The 19,823-nt window shown below is 74.3% G+C and carries 13 protein-coding genes and 1 tRNA gene; 3 read left to right on the top strand and 11 right to left on the bottom strand.

Going from position 1 to position 19,823, the window contains the following annotated elements:
- Nucleotides 1-12 precede the first annotated feature (12 nt).
- Nucleotides 13-1,884 carry a dynamin family protein gene (locus tag BM242_RS03225; protein WP_093837323.1) on the bottom strand — a complete coding sequence of 624 codons (1,872 nt, stop codon included), beginning with the start codon at nucleotides 1,882-1,884 and terminating at the stop codon, nucleotides 13-15.
- A gap of 319 nt (nucleotides 1,885-2,203) precedes the next feature.
- On the opposite strand from BM242_RS03225, the gene BM242_RS03220 reads away from it, so the two are divergent.
- A tRNA-Arg gene (locus BM242_RS03220) sits at nucleotides 2,204-2,276 on the top strand.
- A 280-nt stretch (nucleotides 2,277-2,556) separates the two neighbouring features.
- Here BM242_RS03220 and BM242_RS28775 read toward each other — a convergent pair.
- Nucleotides 2,557-3,099: a hypothetical protein gene (locus BM242_RS28775; protein ID WP_139238245.1), complete on the bottom strand. Its 543-nt coding sequence runs from the start codon at nucleotides 3,097-3,099 to the stop codon at nucleotides 2,557-2,559.
- A 136-nt stretch (nucleotides 3,100-3,235) separates the two neighbouring features.
- Between BM242_RS28775 and BM242_RS03210 the strand changes: the two genes are divergently transcribed.
- Nucleotides 3,236-3,949, top strand: a complete 714-nt coding sequence (locus tag BM242_RS03210; RefSeq protein ID WP_093837021.1) for a Crp/Fnr family transcriptional regulator — start codon at nucleotides 3,236-3,238, stop codon at nucleotides 3,947-3,949.
- A 347-nt stretch (nucleotides 3,950-4,296) separates the two neighbouring features.
- Here the strand turns inward: BM242_RS03210 and BM242_RS03205 are convergent, their stop codons facing one another.
- Nucleotides 4,297-6,099 carry a thiamine pyrophosphate-requiring protein gene (locus BM242_RS03205; protein ID WP_093837020.1) on the bottom strand — a complete coding sequence of 601 codons (1,803 nt, stop codon included), beginning with the start codon at nucleotides 6,097-6,099 and terminating at the stop codon, nucleotides 4,297-4,299.
- A 189-nt stretch (nucleotides 6,100-6,288) separates the two neighbouring features.
- Entirely contained in the window at nucleotides 6,289-7,494 is a 1,206-nt protein-coding gene (locus BM242_RS03200) for an enolase C-terminal domain-like protein (protein ID WP_093837019.1), read from the bottom strand.
- Between the two features lie 62 nt (nucleotides 7,495-7,556).
- Between BM242_RS03200 and BM242_RS03195 the strand changes: the two genes are divergently transcribed.
- A complete protein-coding gene (locus BM242_RS03195; protein ID WP_093837018.1) occupies nucleotides 7,557-10,712 on the top strand; it encodes an FAD-binding and (Fe-S)-binding domain-containing protein in 3,156 nt (1,051 codons plus the stop codon).
- 59 nt (nucleotides 10,713-10,771) lie between these two features.
- On the opposite strand, the gene ctaD is transcribed toward BM242_RS03195, so the two are convergent.
- The 7 genes from ctaD to BM242_RS03160 form a co-directional block, all read right to left on the bottom strand.
- Complete coding sequence (gene ctaD, locus BM242_RS03190) at nucleotides 10,772-12,463, bottom strand: aa3-type cytochrome oxidase subunit I (RefSeq protein WP_093837017.1); 1,692 nt, start codon at nucleotides 12,461-12,463, stop codon at nucleotides 10,772-10,774.
- Between the two features lie 141 nt (nucleotides 12,464-12,604).
- Nucleotides 12,605-13,642, bottom strand: coding sequence for an SDR family oxidoreductase (locus BM242_RS03185; RefSeq protein ID WP_093837016.1), 1,038 nt, complete (start codon nucleotides 13,640-13,642; stop codon nucleotides 12,605-12,607).
- 99 nt (nucleotides 13,643-13,741) lie between these two features.
- On the bottom strand, nucleotides 13,742-15,187 hold the full coding sequence (locus tag BM242_RS03180; RefSeq protein WP_093837015.1) for an NADH-quinone oxidoreductase subunit N: 1,446 nt from the start codon (nucleotides 15,185-15,187) through the stop codon (nucleotides 13,742-13,744).
- Nucleotides 15,184-16,725, bottom strand: coding sequence for a complex I subunit 4 family protein (locus tag BM242_RS03175; RefSeq protein WP_093837014.1), 1,542 nt, complete (start codon nucleotides 16,723-16,725; stop codon nucleotides 15,184-15,186). The genes BM242_RS03180 and BM242_RS03175 overlap by 4 nt, the downstream gene beginning before the upstream one ends.
- 8 nt (nucleotides 16,726-16,733) lie before the next feature.
- A complete protein-coding gene (locus tag BM242_RS03170) occupies nucleotides 16,734-18,920 on the bottom strand; it encodes a proton-conducting transporter transmembrane domain-containing protein (protein ID WP_093837322.1) in 2,187 nt (728 codons plus the stop codon).
- A 28-nt stretch (nucleotides 18,921-18,948) separates the two neighbouring features.
- Nucleotides 18,949-19,254, bottom strand: coding sequence for an NADH-quinone oxidoreductase subunit NuoK (locus tag BM242_RS03165; protein WP_093837013.1), 306 nt, complete (start codon nucleotides 19,252-19,254; stop codon nucleotides 18,949-18,951).
- Nucleotides 19,251-19,823 (bottom strand): NADH-quinone oxidoreductase subunit J family protein, encoded by a 573-nt coding sequence (locus BM242_RS03160; RefSeq protein ID WP_093837012.1) that lies wholly within the window; start codon nucleotides 19,821-19,823, stop codon nucleotides 19,251-19,253. The genes BM242_RS03165 and BM242_RS03160 overlap by 4 nt, the downstream gene beginning before the upstream one ends.

Here is a 19,823-nt window from a genome sequence, read left to right as displayed (position 1 = left end):
CGGCGGCGGCGGTCAGCGCGCGGGCAGACGTCTGCCGAGCAGGGAGTAGGCGGCGACCAGTTCGACCTGGTGGTCGGGGGTGACGGCGAGTCGGTGCAGGGGAGCGCCGCGCAGATCGCGCTCCTCGCCGACCGCGCGGTCCACATAGCGGTGCAGCAGCTTGGCCGCCCGGTCGCGCAGCCGGGCGGCCCGGGCCGAGCCGAGCAGTGCCTGGAGGGCCTGACCGGCCGGGGCGGCGCGGCGTCCGCACAGCAGGGCGGTCATCAGCAGAGCGGCCGTCTCCCCCGCGTCACAGGGGTGGCGGGGGCTGTCGTCCGGGAGGCCGTCGCGGCCGGTCGGGGGGCGGTGCCCGGTCCCGGTGGCGGGCCCGGTCCCCGGGCCGCGGCCCGGGGACCGTCCGCCGCGGAGGACGCGGCGCCGGCCGGTGTCCGCCGGGGCCGGTGCCCGGGACTGCCCGGCGGGCGGCCGGGACGGCAGCCGCGCCGGGCCCAGGGGTCCGGACGGCCCGGCGGACGGCCCCCGGCCCCGCACCGGGGCCCGGCCGCCCACCGGGGCCGGACCCGGCCCGGCGTCGAGCACGGCCCGCGCCTCCTCCTCGGCCAGTTCCTCCAGACAGCGCCGCAGCCGCCGCACCAGGATGCCGGTGCGGGCCCGCACCTTCTCCGGGGGCTGGCGGCGCGGCGGCGCGCCGGGCTCGCGCTCCCAGCGCAGCGTGGTGCGTTCCCCCGCGGCGATCAGTTCCTCGGCCAGCAGGCTGATCAGCGCCTCGGTGAGCGCGTCCATCAGTTCGTCGCTGCTGCTGTCCTGGGGGAAGGACAGCCAGTGGGCCCGGACCTGGCCGCTCATCAGGCCGCCGCGGTCCAGGCAGTCCCGCACCCGGCGGGCGGCATCCGCGAAGGCGTCGGCCAGGTGCTGATCCATCCGGGTGGCGGCGGCGGCCTGGGCGGCGGCGGCGCCGGCCAGCGCGGCGATCCGGCCGCGCAGCGCCCCCAGGGTGCCGAGGGCGGTGCGGGAGGCGGCGACCGCCCGTGCGGCCGGGTCCTGTGCCTGGTGGGCCAGCCACTGGCGGAGCGCGGAGACCGTGCTGGCGGGCAGCAGGCCGGAGCCGCCGGCGGACTCGGGCAGTTCGGGAACGGTGAACCGGGGGATGTCGCCCAGGCCGGCCCGGTCCAGCAGGGCCGCGTAGTGGCGGGAGACCTCCGGCAGGATCTGGTGCGGCACCCGGTCCAGCACGGTGGCCAGGGTGACGTTCCACTCGCGGGCGGTGCGCAGCAGATTCCAGGGGGTGGCGTCGGCGTAGCGGGCGGCGGTGGTGACCAGCACCCAGATGTCGGCGGCGGCGATCAGGTCCGCGGCCAGGTCCCGGGTGCCGCCCGCGACCGAGTCGATGTCGGGGGCGTCGAGCAGGGCCAGCCCGGCCGGGATCGCCCGGGAGGTCTCCACGGCCAGGGCGGGGCGGCCGTCGTCGGTGGCGGCGGGCGGCGGCGCCGCGGAGAACTCGTCGCGCTGGTCCCGGGGCAGCCAGACCCGGCCCAGGATGGGGAGCACCCGCGGTCCGGCGAACCAGTGATGGTCGTCCGGATGACAGATCAGAACGGGCGTCCGGGTGGTGGGCCGCAGCACTCCCGCGGGTGAAACCCGGCGGCCGATCAGGGAATTCACCAGGGTCGATTTTCCGGCGCCGGTGGAGCCGCCCACCACGGCCAGCAGCGGGGCGTCCGGTTCCCGTACCCTGGGCACCAGATAGCCGTCGAGCTGGATCAGCAGTTCGGAGCGGGAGCGCCGCGCCCGTTCCGCGCCGGGCAGCGCCAGCGGGAAGCGTGCGGCGGCGATGCGCTCCCGCAGTGCGGTGAGCGCGTCCACCAGATCGGGCCGTGCCTCCAAGATCGCCACACGAGAAGAATGCCCAATTTCGGGCGATATCAGAAGCATATTCGGTCGAACTCGCGAGAAGCCGTGCGCCAGAGCGCTCTCACCGGCATAACGAGTGCGCAACACCCCCGCAGCGGGGCGTCGAAATCGCTGCGCGCCAAGACCGCGCCTGCGATTATCGGGGCTGCTTCACCGGATCTCCACACCTGGTCGCGGAGCGCTGTCTCCCCGTCCGCGGAAAGGGCCGGTGACGCGGCAAGGGCGCACTCCCCGAAGCCCTATCCTGTGCGCGGCGCACGGGCGGCGGGGTGAACGTCCTCGCCGGGGTCCCGCCTCCGTAGCTCAGCGGATAGAGCAGGTGCCTTCTAAGCACTTGGTCGCAGGTTCGAGTCCTGCCGGGGGCGCCTCGGGCTCCCCCGCGCCGCAGCGGCGGCGGCCCGCCAGGGCTTCCGCGTGGGGGAGCCGCACTGCGCCGGATGGCCGTCACCCGGAGGTGGGCGTGGCGGCGACGGGGCCGGGAGCGGAACGGCGGACGGCTCCGGTTTCCCCCTCTTGGGAAGATCGTGTGCTGCTCCGATGTGCTTTCTTCAGCGGGCCGCGCGCCGCCCGCGGCACGGCCCGGCGGCCGGAGCGGAAGCGCTCCGGCCGCCGGGACGGGCATACCGGTGCCGCCGTCCGGACCGGTCAGAACAGACCGGGGACGGGTCCGTGGCCGAGGCCGACCGGGTGGTAGCTGTGCCGGCCGTGGCCGCCGTGGTCGTGGCCGCGGCGGTCGTGGTCACTCCGGTCATGATCACCCCGGCCGTGGTCACCCCGGCCGTGATCACCGCGGCCGTGGTCCTCCTTGCCGCAGCCGCACTTGCCGTCCTTGCCCTCCTTGCCGTGCTTCCCCTCCTTGCCGCCCTTGCCGTCCTTGCCGTGCTTGTCGTGCTTGTCGTGCTTCCCCTCCTTGCCGTTCTTCTCGTGCTTCCTCTCCTTGTCGCACTCGCCGTGCTTCCCGTCCTTCTCGTGCTTGCCGTCCTTCTCCTTCCCCTCCTTGCCGTCCTTCTCGTGCTTGCCGTCCTTGCCGTGGTGGTCGCCGCGGTTCCTGTCCGGGTCGTGGTCGGCGGCCTGGTGCTCGACGACCGGGGCGGCGACGGCGGTGCCGGCACCCGCGGCAACGGCTCCGGCGGCCAGGCAGGCGGCAGCGGTGCCGAGCACGGCCCGGCGCATCAGACGCATTCCCATGTGCTGTCTCTCCCTTTGTCGGGTTGGATAGGGGTTGCCTCGTTCCGTCCTCAGGAGTTGACAGCCGGTGACTCCGGCAACCCCACCCCACCCCGACTGGGCGATCAGATAGTCATACATATGACAGGACAGGGTGATGACGACCGAGAAGGAAGCCGCCGCGTCCACCGCCGCCGGCCGACGCGCGGCGGCATGGCTGATCGAGTGCCTGGGCGCAGCCGGCACACCGACCGTGGACCGGCTGGCCGGGGAACTGGCCGAAGGGCTGGAGGAGCGGCTGCTGCCCCGCGGCACGGTGGCCTTCCGTCAGGGAAGGATGCCGGACGGGGTGTGGATCATCCGCAGCGGCACGCTGGAACTGGTCACCGGCTCGGGCCGGGACCGGGTGGTGATCGGGGTGCTGTCGCCCTGCGGGGTCGCCGGTGACGCGCCGCTGCTGCTGGGCAGCCCGGCCGGCTGCACCGCGCGGGCGCTCACCGACGTCCGGGCCGGATTCCTGCCCGCGGCGCGGTTCCTGGCCATGCTGGACGGCAGCCCGGCGCTGACCCGCCTCTGGCTGCGCAGCCTGGCCCGGCAGCACGCCCGGACCCAGGAGATCCTGGCGCAGACCCTGAACTGCAGCGCGGAGCGGCGGGTTGCCGGGCTGCTGCTGCGCGAGGCGCGCGGCGCGGGGGTGCACTGCTCCCAGGCCACCCTGGCGGGCATGCTCGGCCTGCGCCGCCCCACGCTCAACCGGGTGCTGAAGGACTTCGAGCGCGCGGGACTGCTGCGGGTCGGCTACCGGCGGGTGGAGCTTCTCGACGCCGGGCGGCTGAACCGGCTGGCCCGCGGCGAGCGCAGAACACGCTGAACGCGCAGAACGCGCCGACGGCCGCGGGCGCCGGGCGGTGCGGTCCGGCGCGGAATGTACGCCGGCGGGCCGGGCCGGGATTTCTCCGGTGGCGCTTCCCCGCTGCACCGGGTGCGGGATCGGGGAAAGGGAAGGGGCGTCGCATCCGGAGGTATCCGGCCCGGACTGACGAGCGGCCGTGCGGAAGGGTGATCGCCCTCCTCCCGGTGGGAGGAGGGTTTCTCCCCGCGGACGGCGCCGTAACGAGTCACTGCCCCGTCCGCCCGTCCGCATTCCCCGTCCGGCCGACCCTCACCGCATCTCCACGAATGGGCCGCCGGGCGGCCCGTTCGCGTTCGGCGGCCGGGTCAGGAGGAACCGCGCCCGGGAAGGTGGGCGGCGTATTCGGTGAGTTTCTGGCGGACGCCGCGGGCCACGATCCCGATGTTCTCCGGGTCGTGCATCATCGCCTTGGCGGCCTTCTTGCCCTGCTCGGTCTTGATGTGCGGCGGAATGGGGGCGATCTCCGGATCGACCACGAATTCCAGCACCACCGGCTCCTTGGCGGACAGCGCCTCCTCCCACGCCCTGCCCACCTTCCGCGGCTCGTCGCAGCGGATTCCGCGCAGCCCGAGCAGATCCGCGAAGGCGGCATAGGGCACATCCGGAATGTCCTGGGAACCGGGGAACTTGGGATCGCCCGCCATGGCGCGCTGCTCCCATGTCACCTGGTTGAGGTCCCGGTTGTTGAAGACGCAGAACACGAACGGCGCCCGGCCCGCCAGGCGCTTGTGATAGCGCTTGATGGTGATCATCTCGTTCATGCCGTTCATCTGGAAGGCGCCGTCACCGACGAAGGCGATCACCGGCCGGTCCGGGTGGGCGAAGCGGGCGGCGATGGCGTACGGCACGCCGGGTCCCATGGTGGCCAGGGTGCCGGACAGCGACGCCTGCATGCCGTCGTGCAGTTCCAGATGGCGGGCCCACCAGTTGGTGCCGGAACCCGAGTCGGCGGTCAGGATCGCCCGTTCGGGCAGCCGGTCGGACAGCGCCGACGCCACCGACTGCGGGTTGATCACGCCGCCGAAGTGCTGCGAGGCCCGCTTGGCGCACAGTTCCTTCCACTCCCGGACGTCCTTCTCCACGGACTTGCGCCAGCCCCGGTCGTCCTTGCGGCGCAGCAGCGGCAACAGGGCGCGCAGCGTTTCCCGGGAGTCGCCCACCAGATACGCCTCCATGGGATAGCGCACCCCGATCATCCGGCCGTCGATGTTGATCTCCACGCCCCTGGCCTGGCCCTCCTTGGGCAGCCATTCGGCGTACGGGAAGCTGCTGCCGATCATCAGCAGGGTGTCGCAGTCCCGCATCATGTTGTCGCTGGCCTTGCTGCCCAGCAGGCCGACCGGGCCGGTGACATAGGGCAGGTCGTCCGGCAGCACATCCCGGCCGAGCAGGGCCTTGGCCACGCCCGCGCCCAGCGTCTCGGCGGTCTCGATGACCTCGCCCTCGGCGTCCGCCGCGCCCTGGCCGATCAGGATCGCCACCTTCTTGCCCTCGTTGAGCACCCGGGCGGCCCGGCGCAGTTCGTCCTCGTCCGGCAGCACCCGGGGCCGGCTCCAGCCGACGCTGGAGTAGACCGCGCCGTGCATCCGCGGCGGGGAGGGCTGCGCGGGCTCCTCCTGCACGTCCTCGGGGACGATGATGGTGGACACGCTGCGGTTGGTGAGCGCGTTCTTGAAGGCCCGGTCGACGACATGCCGGGCCTGGGCGGGGTGCATCACGAGCTGGCAGTAGTCGGAGACGTCCGCGAACAGCCGGTCGAGGTGCACCTCCTGCTGGTAGGCCGAGCCCAGACAGAGGCGCTTCTGCTGCCCCACCACGGCGACCACCGGCTGGTGGTCGAGCTTGGCGTCGTACAGGCCGTTGAGCAGATGGATGGCGCCCGGTCCCGAGGTGGCGATGCAGACGCCCGGCTCGCCGGTGAACTTGGCGTGGCCGCAGGCCATGAAGGCGGCCATCTCCTCGTGCCGGACCTGGATGAACTCGGGGTCGCCGGCGGCGCGGCCGAAGGCGCCGAGGAACCCGTTGATACCGTCTCCCGGGTAGCCGAACACCCGGTGCACCCCCCATTGGCGCAGGCGGTCGAGCACGAAGTCGGCAACCTGACTCATGGCGTGTTCTCCTCGCAGACAGATTCGTCGGGGACGTCGTGAGGTCGTCGTCGGGTCGTCGTGGATGAGGCAGTCGGGAACCGGGCACGGGTTACCGGAGCGCACGGGGGCAAACTCCGCCGTCCGGCGGAGTGTCCGGCGGAGTGTCCGGCGGCGGAGCGGGAAGGCGGGGCGCGGCGGCCGGCCGGCTCAGGCGATCCGGTGGCGGTCGGCGCGGCCCGGGGCCAGGGTCAGACCGTGCCCGGGGCGGCTGCGGTCGGGCCGCAGCACCCCGCCCGCCTCCGGTTCCAGCACCCCGTCGAACAGCATCCGCTCGATGCGCACATGGTCGTGGAAGTACTCCAGATGGCGCAGATGCCACACGGCGGTGCAGGCATGCGCGCTGAGCTGCGGCGCGCAGTGCGCGGACAGGTCGACGCAGCGGGCGTCGCACAGCGCGGCCACCCGCAGGAAGCCGGTGATGCCCCCGCACCGGGTGACATCCGCCTGGAGACAGTCCACGGCTCCGGCGTCCAGCATCCGCTGGAAGTAGGGCACGTCCCAGCCGTACTCGCCGGCCGCGATGTCCATGCCGCCCGGTCCCCGGTCGCGCAGCAGCCGCAGCCCCGCCAGATCCTCCGAACTGACCGGTTCCTCCAGCCAGGTGATGTCGGCGTCCGGTTCCCGCAGCCGCTGCGCCCAGTACAGGGCCTGTTTGCGGTGCCAGCCGCCGTTGGCGTCGGCGTAGAGGGCGGTGTCCGGGCCGATGGCCGAGCGGGCGGCCCGCACCCGCGCCGGGTCGGCGTCCGGATCGCCGCCGACCTTGAGCTTGACCCGCGGAATGCCCGCCGCCACCCAGCCGGACAACTGCTCCGCGGTGGCGGACGGGGACAGCGTGGTGAAGCCGCCGCTGCCGTAGACCGGCACGGCCTCGTGCACCCCGTCCAGCAGGGTGACCAGCGGTACGCCCAGCAGGCGGGCCTTGAGGTCCCACAGCGCGCAGTCCACGGCGGAGACCGCGGTGGCCGCCACGCCGGGGGTTCCCAGGTTGCGGCAGGCGCCGAGCATGGCGTCGTAGGCCTGGCCGGGCCGCAGGGCGTCCCGGCCGGTCAGCACGGAGGCCAGTCTGCCGTCGATGACCGTGGCCGCCGCCCGGTCGCCATAGGTCCAGCCGAGGCCGGTACGGCCGCCCGCGTCGATCTCGGCCAGCACCACGGTGGTGCTGTCCCAGGCGAGGGTGGCGTCCGCCTCCGGGTCCTCGGTGGGGATCTGCCAGACCAGCGTGCGCACCCGCTCCACCGGCGCCCCGGCGGAGGCGACGGCGGGCACTGAGCCGTCCGGTGCGGTGTCCGCTGCGGTGCCGGGTGAGGTGCCGGGTGAGGTGCCGGGTGAGGTGCCGGGTGAGGTGTCCGTCATCCGCCCGCGGGTACCCGGCGCGCCGCCGCCGAACCCGTCCGGAGTCCTCAGGAGGAACCCCCATGCCAGGCACGCCCCGTCACCGCACCGTGCCCGCCCGGACCGAGCCCCGGCTGCCGGGCGGCATGTCCGCCGCCGAACGGATCAATGTGCGAGGGCTGGAGGACCGGCTGCGCCGCCATGTCTCCGGTGAGGTCCGGTTCGACGACGGCTCGCGGGCGCTGTACGCGACCGACGCCTCCAACTTCCGGCAGGAGCCGGTCGGGGTCGTCATCCCCCGCACCACGGACGACGTGGTGGCCACGGTGGAGGCCTGCCGGGCCTACCGGGCGCCGCTGGTCTCCCGGGGCTGCGGCACCAGTCTGTCCGGCGAGACGGTCAACTTCGCCGTGGTGATCGACTTCTCCAAGTACCTGGACGCCACGCCCGGGATCGACGCGGAGCGGCGCACCGCGCACTGCCTGCCGGGCGTGGTGTGCGACGAACTGAAGTCCGCCGCCGCCCGGCACGGCCTGACCTGGGGCCCCGATCCCTCCACCCACGCCTACTGCACCATCGGCGGCATGCTGGGCAACAACTCCTGCGGCATCCACTCGGTGATGTCCGAGTTCTACGGCGGCGGCCCGCGGACCTCGGACAATGTCGAATCGCTGGAGGTGCTGACCTATGACGGGCTGCGCATGACGGTCGGCCGCACCGGCGAGGCGGAGCTGGAGCGGATCATCGCCGAGGGCGGCCGGCGCGGCGAGATCTACCGCCGCCTGCGGGATCTGCGCGACACCTACGCCGACCTGATCCGGTCCCGGATGCCGCGCATCCCGCGCCGGGTCTCCGGCTACAACCTGGACGAGCTGCTGCCCGAGAACGGCTTCAATGTGGCCCGCGCCCTGGTCGGCACCGAGGGCACCTGCGTCACCGTGCTGGGCGCCACCCTGAGCCTGATGCCCGACCCGCCGGTCCGGACCACCGTGGCACTGGGCTACCCGGATATCGCCACCGCCGCCGACGAGAGCCGCCGGGTGATGCGGCACCGGCCGCTGAGCTGCGAGGCGCTGGACGATCTGCTGATCGAGGACGAGCGGCAGTCGCAGATGCATCTGAAGGAGCTGGAGCTGCTGCCCGGGGGCAGCGGCTGGCTGCTGGTGGAGTTCGGCGGCGACACCAGGGAGGAGGCCGAGCGGCGGGCCCGGCGGATGCTGGACGACCTGCGCGAGGGCGGCACCCCGCCGGTGGACGCCCGGCTCTACGACGACCCGGCGCAGGCCCGGGGCATGTGGGAGATCCGGGAGGCCGGGCTCGGCGCCACCGCCTTTCCGCCGCACGGCAACGACCACTGGCCCGGCTGGGAGGATTCCGCGGTGCCGCCCGAGCGGATCGGCGACTATCTGCGCGATCTGAAGCGGCTCTACGCCCGCCACGGGCGGCGCGGCGCGGTCTACGGCCATATCGGCCAGGGCTGTGTGCACACCCGGATCGACTTCGACCTCTACACCGCCGAGGGCGTGGCCGGCTACCGCCGCTTCCTGACCGACGCGGCCGGCCTGGTCGCCTCCTACGGCGGCTCGCTCTCCGGCGAGCACGGCGACGGCCAGCAGCGGGCCGAGCTGCTGCCCCGCATGTACGGCGAGGAACTGGTCGAGGCGTTCCGGGAGTTCAAGCGGATCTGGGACCCGGAGTGGAAGATGAACCCGGGCAAGGTGGTGGATCCCTATCCGGTCGACGGCGACCTGCGGCTCGGCCCCGAGTGGCATCCGCTGCCCCTGGACACCCACTTCGGCTATCCGGAGGACGGCGGCAGCGTGGCCCATGCCGCGGTGCGCTGCGTGGGCGTCGGCCGGTGCCGGGAGCCCGGGAAGCAGGGCACCATGTGCCCCAGCTTCCAGGTGCTGCGCGAGGAGAAGCACACCACCCGGGGCCGGGCCCGGCTGTTCTTCGAGATGCTGCGCGGCGACATCGCCACCGGCGGCACCCGCGACCGGGACCTCTTCGACGCGATGGAGCTGTGCCTGTCCTGCAAGGGCTGCACCCATGACTGCCCGGTCAATGTGGACATCCCCACCCTGAAGGCCGAGTTCCTGGCCAAGTACTACGCCGGGCGGCTGCGCCCGCGCTCGGCCTATGCCATGGGCTGGATCATGTACGCGGCCCGGGCGGCCTCGCTGATGCCCTCGGTGGCCAACCTCGCCGGGCAGGCGCCGCTGCTCTCCCGGGCGATGAAGCTGGCCGGCGGGGTGGCCCGGGAGCGGAGGGTGCCGGCCTTCGCCGCCACCACCTTCCGCCGCTGGTTCGCCCGGCACCGCCCGGCCCACCCCGGCGGGCCGCCGGTCATGCTCTATCCGGACACCTTCACCGACCACTTCTCCCCCGTCACCGGCATCGCCGCGGTGCGGGTGCTGGAGGACGCCGGCTTCCGGGTGCGGCTGCCGGAGAGCTGGGTGTGCTGCGGGCGCCCGCTGTACGACTACGGCTTCCTCGGCATGGCCAGGCGCTTTCTGCGCCGCAATCTGGAGGTGCTGCGGCCCGCGCTGGAGGAGGGGGTGCCGGTGATCGGGCTGGAGCCGAGCTGTCTGGCGGTGTTCCGGGACGAACTGGGCAAGATGATGCCCGGCGACCCGGCCGCCGGGCGGCTGGCGTCCCTGGCCCAGGACCTGGGCTCCTTTCTGGGCGAGCACGCGGACGGCTGGGAGCCGCCCCGGCTGTCCGGCCGGGCGCTGGTGCACGGCCACTGCCACCACAAGAACACCCCGGGCGGCATGGGCGGCGAGTTCGGGCTGCTGGACCGCACCGGCCTGGAGTACGAGGTGCCCGACCCCGGGTGCTGCGGCATGGCCGGCTCCTTCGGGTTCGAGCACGGCGAGCGCTATGAACTGTCCCTGGGCGTGGGCGAGCAGGCGCTGCTGCCGGCGGTGCGGGACGCGGACCCGGACACCCTGCTGATCGCCGACGGCTTCAGTTGCCAGGAGCAGATCATGCAGTCCACCGACCGCCGTGCCCTGCATCTGGCTCAGGTGCTGGCGCTCGCCCTGGACCGGGCGCCGGACGGCGCCGGAGCGCCGGGCGCGGTGTCCTTCGGGCCGTATCCGGAGCGGCTCACCGGGACCGGGCCGGCCGGTCCGGCCTCGCCCTGGCGGGGCGCGGCGCTCACCGCGGCGGCGGGTGCCGCGGGCGCGGCCGGGCTGCTGCTGGCGGCCGGGCGGCGCCGCGGCGGCCCGGCCTGACGGACCCTGCCGGCCCCCTGCCGGTCCCTGACGCCGACGAAGGCGGCGGGCGGTGCCGGTCAGCCGCCGGAGTGCAGCAGATCGGACCGGTCGGCCAGCCGCTGCTGCGTCTCCCGGGCCGCCTCCGGGTGATGCAGGTCGAAGGCGGGCGACTCGGAGCGGATGCGCGGGATGGCGGAGAAGTTGTGCCGGGGCGGCGGGCTGGAGGTGGCCCACTCCAGCGACCGCCCCCATCCCCAGGGGTCGTCCCCGGCCACCGGGGTGCCGTACCGGTGGGTCTTCCACACGTTGTAGAGGAACGGCAGCACGGACAGGCCGAGCAGGAAGGAACTGACCGTGGAGACCGTGTTCAGGGCGGTGAAGCCGTCCGCGGCCAGATAGTCGGCGTAGCGGCGCGGCATGCCCTCGGCGCCGAGCCAGTGGTGCACCAGGAAGGTGCCCTGGAAACCGAGGAACAGCATCCAGAACGAGATTTTGCCGAGCCGCTCGTCCAGCATCCGCCCGCTCCACTTGGGCCACCAGAAGTGGAAGCCGGCGAACATCGCGAACACCACCGTGCCGAACACCACGTAATGGAAATGCCCCACCACGAAATAGGTGTCGGTGACATGGAAGTCCAGCGGCGGGGAGGCCAGCAGCACACCGGTCAGCCCGCCGAAGAGGAAGGTGACCAGGAAGCCGATCGACCACAGCATCGGCGTCTCGAAACTCAGCGAGCCCTTCCACATGGTGCCGATCCAGTTGAAGAACTTGACCCCGGTGGGCACCGCGATGAGGAACGACAGCAGGGAGAAGAAGGGCAGCAGCACCGCGCCGGTGGCGAACATGTGGTGCGCCCACACCATGATGGACAGGCCGGTGATGGCGATGGTCGCCGCCACCATGCCGAAGTAGCCGAACAGCGGTTTGCGGCTGAAGACCGGAACGATCTCGGTGATGATGCCGAAGAACGGCAGCGCGATGATGTAGACCTCGGGGTGGCCGAAGAACCAGAACAGGTGCTGCCACAGCAGCGCGCCGCCGTTCGACGCGTCGAAGATGTGGGAACCGAAGGTGCGGTCCGAGGCCAGCGCGAACAGCGCCGCCGCCAGCACCGGAAACGCCATGATCACCAGCACGCTGGTGAGCAGCACGTTCCAGGTGAAGATCGGCATCCGGAACATCGTCATCCCCGGCGCGCGCATGCAGACGATGGTGGTGATGAAGTTGACCGCGCCGAGGATGGTGCCGAAGCCGCTCAGCGCCAGGCCCATCACCCACATGTCGGCGCCGATGCCCGGGGTGTGGGCGGCGCTGTTCAGCGGGGCGTAGGCGAACCAGCCGAAGTCCGCCGGTCCCATCGGCACCAGCAGTGAGCCCACCACGATCAGCCCGCCGAACGCGAACAGCCAGTACGACAGCATGTTGAGCCGGGGGAACGCCACATCGGGCGAGCCGATCTGCAAGGGCATCACGGCATTGGCGAACCCGGCGAACAGCGGGGTGGCGAACAGCAGCATCATGATCGTGCCGTGCAGGGTGAACGCCTGGTTGTACTGCTCGGCGGTGACGACCTGCATGCCCGGACGCGCCAGTTCGGCGCGCATCACCAGCGCCAGCACCCCGCCGACCAGGAAGAAGGCAAAGGCGGTGATGATGTACATCGCGCCGATGACCTTGTGGTCGGTGGAGGACAGCCAGCGGACCGTGACATGTCCTGGGCCGCGCTCGGCGGGCGGGGTGCGGCCGATGCGTACGTCCGGGATCGCCATGGCTCAGGGCCCCTTCCGGTTTCCGGGTGGCGACGAACACCCAAGCGGCTCCCGGCAGGCTGGCACGGCCGGGCCCGGCCGCAAAACGGACACGCGGCAGCACCGGGCATCACCTGGACGGACCGGCGCCCCGCCTCCGGTTCAGTTCCGGGCCCGGCGGGCCGCCGCGGCGCCGAGCACCGCGCCGCCGGCCGCGGCGGCACCGGCCATGGCCAGCAGTCCGTGGTGCTGCGAGGCCCAGAGCTGGCCGCCCGCGTGCTGCGCCTCCTCGTCGAAACCGCCGTGCGCCCCGCGGTCCTGCCCGCCCGGGCCGTCCAGCGGCTCCCACAGGTTGGACGGCCGGTCCGGCGCGGTGGGCTGCCCGGTCTGCTGGGAGGCGTAGCCGGTGCGGCCGAGGTAGCGGTCGAGCAGCCCGGGAGCGATTTTGTTGGCCAGCAGGGTGAGTGCCGTGGACATGCCCACCCAGTGCTCCCGGCGGCGGCCGTGCTCCGCGGCGTGCACGATGGCGCGGGCCGCGGTCTCCGGCTGGTAGACCGGCGGCACCGGCCGGGGATGGCGGGGCAGCCTGGACAGCACCCAGTCGAACTGCGGGGTGTTCAGCCCCGGAAGCTGCACCATGGTGGTCCGCACCCGGCTGCCGTCGTGCAGCAGTTCGCAGCGCAGCGACTCGTGGAAGCCCTGGATGGCGTGCTTGGCCGCGCAGTAGGCGGCCTGGAGCGGCACCCCCCGGTAGGCCAGCGCGGAGCCCACCTGCACGATGGTGCCGCGGTCGCGCGGCAGCATGCGGCGCAGCGCGGCCTGGGTGCCGTGCACGAACCCCAGATAGGTGACCTCGGTGGTGCGGCGGAACTCCTCCGGACGGATGTCGCGCACCGGGGCGAACACGGTGCTGAAGGCGGCGTTGACCCAGACCTCGATCGGCCCCAGCTCCACCTCGATCCGCTCGGCGGCCCGTTCCACGGCCTCCGGGTCGGAGACGTCCACCGCCAGCGGCAGTGCCCGGCCGCCGGCCGCGCGCACCTCCTCGGCCGCGGCGGTCAGCCCGCGCTCGCCGCGGGCGAGCAGCGCCACGGCGTCCCCCCGCGCGGCAAAGGCCCGTACCGCGGCCCGCCCCACTCCCGCGCTGGCCCCGGTCACCACGACCACCCGGCGGGCGGCTCCGTGCTTCTTCTCCACCATCGCTCCCTCTCTCGGCCTTCCCGCGGCTCCCCCGCGGCTGCCCCGCGGCTGCGGACCGGCGCCCGGGTACCCGGCCGCACCGGCCGGGAACCGGCGCGGTCAGCCGAGCAGCGGGCCGGTGGTGAGCGGCAGGACCGGGCCGGCGGCGATGCCGAGCAGCAGCGACAGCGCAGCCGCCAGATACGCCGCGGCGGCGGCCCAGCGGCCCAGCGCGGTGGCGAGCGGCTCGGGCCGCCCGCCGCCGGGCGCGGGCGGCGGGGGCGGCGGCGACCGGAACACCGGGGCCAGCCAGCGCAGGTAGTAGAAGAGCGAGGCCACGGTGTTGGCCGCGGCGAGCACCGCCAGCCAGCCGAAGCCGCCGTCCAGGGCGGCGGTGAACACCTCCAGCTTGCCCAGGAAGACCGCGGTCGGCGGGGTGCCGACCAGACCCAGCAGACACACCAGCAGCACCGCCGCCAGGCCCGGCCGGCGGCGGGCCAGCCCCCGGTAGTCGGCCAGGGTCCGGGCCCGGGGCAGCTCGCAGACCACCGCGAACGCCCCGAGGTTGGTGACCGTGTAGGCCGCCAGATAGAACAGCAGCGCCCGGCGGGCCGGTTCGCCGAGATCCGCCACGGCGAGCGCCATCAGCAGATAGCCGGCCTGGCCGATCGCCGACCAGGCCAGCAGCCGGGCCGCCGAGTCCTGGAAGAACGCCGCCAGATTGCCCAGCGTCATGGTGGCCGCGGCAAGCACCGCGAGCAGCAGCGGCCAGTCCACGCCGGAGCCGCCGAGCGCCTGGTGCAGCAGCCGGAAACCGCCGATCAGCCCGCCGATCTTGGGCAGGGTGGTCAGATAGGCGGCGACCGGCGGCCGGGCGCCCTCGGCCGCGTCCGGCAGCCAGAAGTGCGCCGGCACCCCGGCGGACTTGAACATCAGCCCCGCCAGCACGCCCACCAGCCCGGCCGCGACCAGCCCCGGCGGGGCGCCGGGCAGCGCCTCGCGCAGCCCCGGATACCAGGTGGTGCCGCCGGCCCCGTACAGCAGCACGGCGCCCGCCAGCATCACCGTGCCCAGCAGCGCGCCCATCAGGTAGTACTTCAGCGCCGCCTCGCCGCCCGCGCGGTCCCGGGCGAAGCCGGCCAGCGCATAGCCCGGGACGCTCGCCAGCAGATAGCCGGAAAAGAGCGTCAGCAGGTCGTTGGCGCCGGTCATCACGAGGGTGCCGGTCGCGGTGAGCAGCAGCAGGACGTAGTACTCGGCCTCCCGGGCCCGGCCGCGGAAGGTCTCCGCCGACATCGCCAGCACCAGCAGCAGCCCGCCCAGCACGGTCAGCCGCCCGGCGCCGGTGGCGGCGTCCACCGCGAAGGTGCCGGCGAAGACGGTCTGCTCCCGGCCGGTGGCCATGGTCACCGCGGTGGCGGCCAGCCCGGCGGCGCAGGCCGCGGCGGCCAGGACCGCCACCGCCCACTGGCGCCGGCGCGGCAGCCAGGCCCCGGCCAGCAGGCCCGCCACCGCGGCACCGGCCGGGAACAGTTCGGGCAGCAGCGCGGCCGGGTTCTCGTTCACCGCGCGACCAGCCCGGTCAGGGCGCGGGCGGCCGGTTCGATCACATCCAGCAGAAAGCGCGGCACGATCCCGATGACCAGCGACAGCCCGAGCAGCGGCACGGTGGCGGCGGTCTCGGCGGGCGTCAGGTCGGTGAAGCCGCCGGTGCGGACGGAGCCGGGCAGCCGGGTGGGCCCGAGCAGCATCCGGTGCAGGGCGCGCAGAAACAGCGCGGCGGTGATCAGGATGCCGGTCAGCGCCACGGCGGTGGCCACCGGCTGGGAGCCCAGGCTGCCGGTGAAGATCTGGAACTCGGCGATGAAGCCGGAGAAGCCGGGCAGGCCGATGGCGGCGAGGGCGCCCACCGCCGTCACCGCGGCGAAGCGCGGCGCCGGGCCGGCCAGACCGGAGAAGTCCGCGATGCGATAGCCGCCGGCCCGGTCCCACAGCACGCCGCTGAGCAGGAACAGCGCCCCGGTGATCAGGCCGTGGCTGACCATCTGCACGGTGGCGCCGGTGACCGCCAGCGCGCGGGCCCGGTCGTCGGTGCCGGTGAGGATCCCGGCGGCGCCCAGCGCGAGCAGCACATAGCCCATGTGATTGACGCTGGTGTAGGCGATCATGCGTTTGACATCGGTCTGCCCCAGCGCGACCAGGGCCCCGTAGACCGCGGAGAGGGCGCCGAGGACCACGAACACCAGCGCGTACTGGCGCCAGACGCCGGGCAGCAGCGGCATGGCGATCCGGACGAAGCCGTAGGTGCCCATCTTCAGCAGGATCCCGGCCAGGATCGCCGAGCCCGCCGCCGGGGCGTCGGTGTGCGCGGGCGGCAGCCAGGTGTGGAACGGCACGGTCGGGGTCTTGATGGCCAGGCCCAGGCCGATGGCCAGCAGCACCAGCGCGGCATGCGCGCCGCGGCCCGCCAGCGGGTCCTCACGGGCCAGGTCGGTCAGGTCGAAGGTGTGCGGCTCGGCGGCCAGATAGAGGCCGATGAAACCCAGCAGCAGGGCGAGCGAGCCGGTGAAGGTGTAGAGGAAGAACTTCAGCGCCGCGGCCCGGGCCCGCTCGCCATGGCCCCAGCCGGCGATCACGAAATACATGCCGACGATCGACAGATCGAAGAAGACGAAGAACAGGATCAGATCCAGGGCGGTGAACAGGCCGAGGCTGACGGTCTGGAGGAAGAGGAACAGCGCCGCCCAGGCCCGCGCCCGCGGCGGCCCGCCGCCGGTGGCGGTGGCGGTGGCGGCCGTGCCGCGGCGCAGCGAGTGCACGGCCGCCGCCAGGAACAGCACGCAGGTCAGGGCGGCCAGCGGCAGCGACAGCCCGTCCACGCCGACGTGGTAGCCGACTCCGGCGCCGGGAATCCAGCGGGCCCGCTGGGCGTACTGGATGCCGCCGCCCGGATCGAAGCCGGCCCAGATGATCACCACCAGGACCAGTTCGGCCAGGGCGGCGGCCAGCCAGACCGGGACGCAGGCCCGGTCCGGCACGGCGCGCGGCGCGAGCAGCAGCACCCCGGCCACCAGCAGCGGCAGAAAGACGAGAACGGTCAGCACGGCCGCACTCACCTCACCAGGAGAAGCAGGAGCAGGAACAGGGCCAGCACCGCGAAACCGGTCACGGCCTGGGCGTAGTAGTGGTGCAGCAGTCCGGTCTGGGGGCGGCGCGCGGCGCGGCCCAGGGCGCGGGCCCCGGCGGCCAGGGCCCGGACCGCCGCGTCCGGGCCGCCGTCGTCGGCACGGGCGGCCAGCCGGCCGGCGGCCCGCCCGCCGCGGGCGGCGGCGCGCACCGCGCCGTCCACCGCGCGGTCGTCGAAGGCCGCCAGGGCCCGGGCGAGGCCCGGTCCGGCCCGGGCCAGGCCGCGCACCGCGCCGTCCACCACCCGGTCGTCGAAGGCGGCCAGCGCACGGGCCGCGGACAGCACCGGCCGCACCACGGCCGGGTGCACGGCGCTCGCCGGCCAGATCCACCGCCGGACGGGCCGCGTCACCGCGCGCGGCAGCCGCGGCGGCCCCGGCCGCCACCAGGCGAACGCGGCGGCGGCCACGGCCACGGCCGCGGACAGCACCGCCTCCCAGGGCACCGGCACGGGCTCCCCGACGGCGCCCACGTTCTCCCGCAGCCACCGCGCCGCCGACGGCAGCGCCACCACGCCGAGCACCACCCCAGCCAGCGCCAGCACCCCCACCGGCCACACCACCCGCGCCGCCGTCCCCGGCCCAGGCCCGCCGGCTGCCGCTCCGCCGCCGCCGACGCCCTGCGCCGGCGCACGCCCCGCCGGGCCCGCACCGCCGGAACCCGCCCCGGGCACCGGCCGCTCCCCCTCGGCCGGCGTCCCGGCCACCTCACGGTGACGGGCAGAACCGCCGGAACCCGCCCCGGGCACCGGCCGCTCCCGCTCCGTCCCGGTGCCCGCGCCGGGGCGTCCCGCGGCCCCGCCCCGCCCGCCCGGCGTTTCCGGACCCGCCGCGGGTGCCGGGGCGAGGACGTGGCGGAGGACGGTGGTGGCGTAGCCGGCGGCGAGAGCCGCAGCGGCCAGGCCGGCCGCGTAGAGCGCGGCGCTCTCGTGCCGGGCCGCGGCCAGCACCTGGTCCTTGGCCGCCCACAGCGACAGCGGCGGCAGCCCCGCCAGGGTCAGCGCCGCGGCCACCGCCGCGGCGCCCAGCGCGGGCCGGGCGCGGGCCGCGCCGCGCAGCCCGGCCAGCCGTTCGGTGCCGAGCGCCGCCAGCCATGCCCCGGCGGCCAGGAACAGCGCCGCCTTCACCGCCGCGTGCGCGGCGAGCTGCGCGGCACCGCCCGCCGTGCTCCCCGCCCCCGCGGCCAGCACCGCGAACCCGAGCTGCGCACAGGTGGAGGCGGCCAGCACCTGCTTGAGCTCGGTCTGCGCCACCGCCACCGCGCCCAGCGCCAGCGCCGTGACCGCCCCCGCCCAGGCGACCAGCGGCGCGCCCCAGCCGGAGGCGTCCAGCACGGGCCGCAGCCGCAGCAGCAGATAGGCCCCGGCCGCGACCATGGCGGCCGAGTGCAGCAGCGCGGAGACGGGGCTGGGTCCCCGCATGGCCCGGGAGAGCCAGAAGGAGAACGGGAGCTGCGCCGACTTGCCGAGCGCGGCCAGCACCACCCCGGCCGTCAGCAGATCCAGCCATCCGCCGTCGGCCTCCGGCAGCGCGTCCAGCGCCAGGGTGTCCGCCCCGCCGGCCAGCGCCGCGCCCGCCGCCGCGTAGAGGCCGAGGTCCGCGGCCCGGGTGGTGAGGAAGGCGGTGCCGGCCGCGTCCGTCTTCTCCGGCTCCCGCCAGTCGAAGCCGATCAGCGCCCAGCTCGTGGCGCCCATCACCTCCCAGGCCATGAGCAGCGGCGGCAGGGTGTCCGCCGTGACGGTCACCAGCATGGCGCCCGCGAAGAGCAGCATCAGGCCGGGGAAGCGGGCATGGTCCGCCGCGGTGCGGCCCGGCGGCCGGGCCAGGGACCAGACCAGCACCGCGAGGGTGACCGCGGTGACCACGACCACCATCACGGCGGACAGCCCGTCCACCCGCAGTCCGGCGCGCACCCCGGCGAACAGCGGCGCGTCCGCCGTCTCGGGCCGGCCCGCCGCGCCCGCCGCGGCCACCGCCACGGCCAGGCCCAGCGCCGCCACCGACACCGCCACCGCCGCGCCGGGCGCGATGCGGGCCGCCCGCCGCCCGGCGGACGCCAGCAGCGCCCCGGCCGTCAGCGGCAGGGCGGGCAGCAGCCACAGCAGAACCGTCACAGGCACCGTCACCGTCACCGGCTCCCGGTCATCCCCGGAGCTCTCCGGCCATGTCGGCCATGTCGACCCGGTCCGCCCGGTAGACGGCGGTGGTGACGGCGAAGCCCATGGCCATCTCCACCGCCATGGCCACCACGGCCGCCACCACCAGCACCTGCCCGGCGGGGGCGGTGGGGGCGAGGAAGTGCCAGAAGCCCGCGGCGGCGGTGATCAGCCCGCCGATCATCAGCTCGATGCCCATCATGATCATGACGATGGACTGCTGGGAGAGCGCCCCGTAGAGCCCGAGCGAGAACAGTCCGGCCGCCGGCAGCAGCACGAGTTCCAGCGTCATCGGCCCGCACCCCCGGTCCCGCCGGCCGCCGGGTCGCGCGGCACCCGGCGTTCCAGACGGTCGCCGTAGCGGTCGTACCGGCCGCGGGCGGTGGCCAGCACGATCGCGGCCACCATCGTCGAGAGCAGCACCAGGCCCAGCACCGTCATGGTGAGCATCTGGGTGCCCATCAGGGCCTCGCCGAGCTGGAAGGTGGTGTCGGCGGGCGGCTCGCCGGCCGGGCGGGCCGGCCAGGGCACCAGCAGAATGCCGGCCGCCAGGGCCAGAAAGACACCGGCGGCGATGGCCATCGCGCCGTAGCGGTTGTGCACCATGGACATGGGCATCAGCCCGGCCGGATTCATCATGTACGCGATCATGAAGACGGCCATGATCACCATCTCCATGACGGTCATCAGCACCAGCACCACCCCGAGGTAGGGCAGGCCGAGCAGCATGGTCACGCCGCCGACGCAGACCAGCGCGGCCAGCAGCGCGAAGGTGACCCGGGCCATGGAGCCGAGGACGAACACCAGCCATCCCATGGTCAGGGCCGTCACGGCCAGGCAGCCGAACACCAGCGTCTCCAT

This window comes from Streptomyces aidingensis, assembly GCF_900112355.1.
Lineage (GTDB): Bacteria > Actinomycetota > Actinomycetes > Streptomycetales > Streptomycetaceae > Streptomyces > Streptomyces aidingensis.
The sequence above is the reverse complement of the archived record's forward strand: the minus strand, read 5'-3'. Positions and strand labels throughout refer to the sequence as shown.

Coding starts and splice junctions, on each gene's coding strand:
- BM242_RS28775 (WP_139238245.1), bottom strand. CDS start 3,099: ATGGGAATGCGTCTGATGCGCCGGGCCGTGCTCGGCACCGCTGCCGCC.
- BM242_RS03210 (WP_093837021.1), top strand. CDS start 3,236: ATGACGACCGAGAAGGAAGCCGCCGCGTCCACCGCCGCCGGCCGACGC.
- BM242_RS03205 (WP_093837020.1), bottom strand. CDS start 6,099: ATGAGTCAGGTTGCCGACTTCGTGCTCGACCGCCTGCGCCAATGGGGG.
- BM242_RS03200 (WP_093837019.1), bottom strand. CDS start 7,494: ATGACGGACACCTCACCCGGCACCTCACCCGGCACCTCACCCGGCACC.
- BM242_RS03195 (WP_093837018.1), top strand. CDS start 7,557: ATGCCAGGCACGCCCCGTCACCGCACCGTGCCCGCCCGGACCGAGCCC.
- ctaD (WP_093837017.1), bottom strand. CDS start 12,463: ATGGCGATCCCGGACGTACGCATCGGCCGCACCCCGCCCGCCGAGCGC.
- BM242_RS03185 (WP_093837016.1), bottom strand. CDS start 13,642: ATGGTGGAGAAGAAGCACGGAGCCGCCCGCCGGGTGGTCGTGGTGACC.
- BM242_RS03165 (WP_093837013.1), bottom strand. CDS start 19,254: ATGACGCTGGAACTCGTGCTGCTGCCGGCGGCCGGACTGTTCTCGCTC.
- BM242_RS03160 (WP_093837012.1), bottom strand. CDS start 19,823: ATGGAGACGCTGGTGTTCGGCTGCCTGGCCGTGACGGCCCTGACCATG.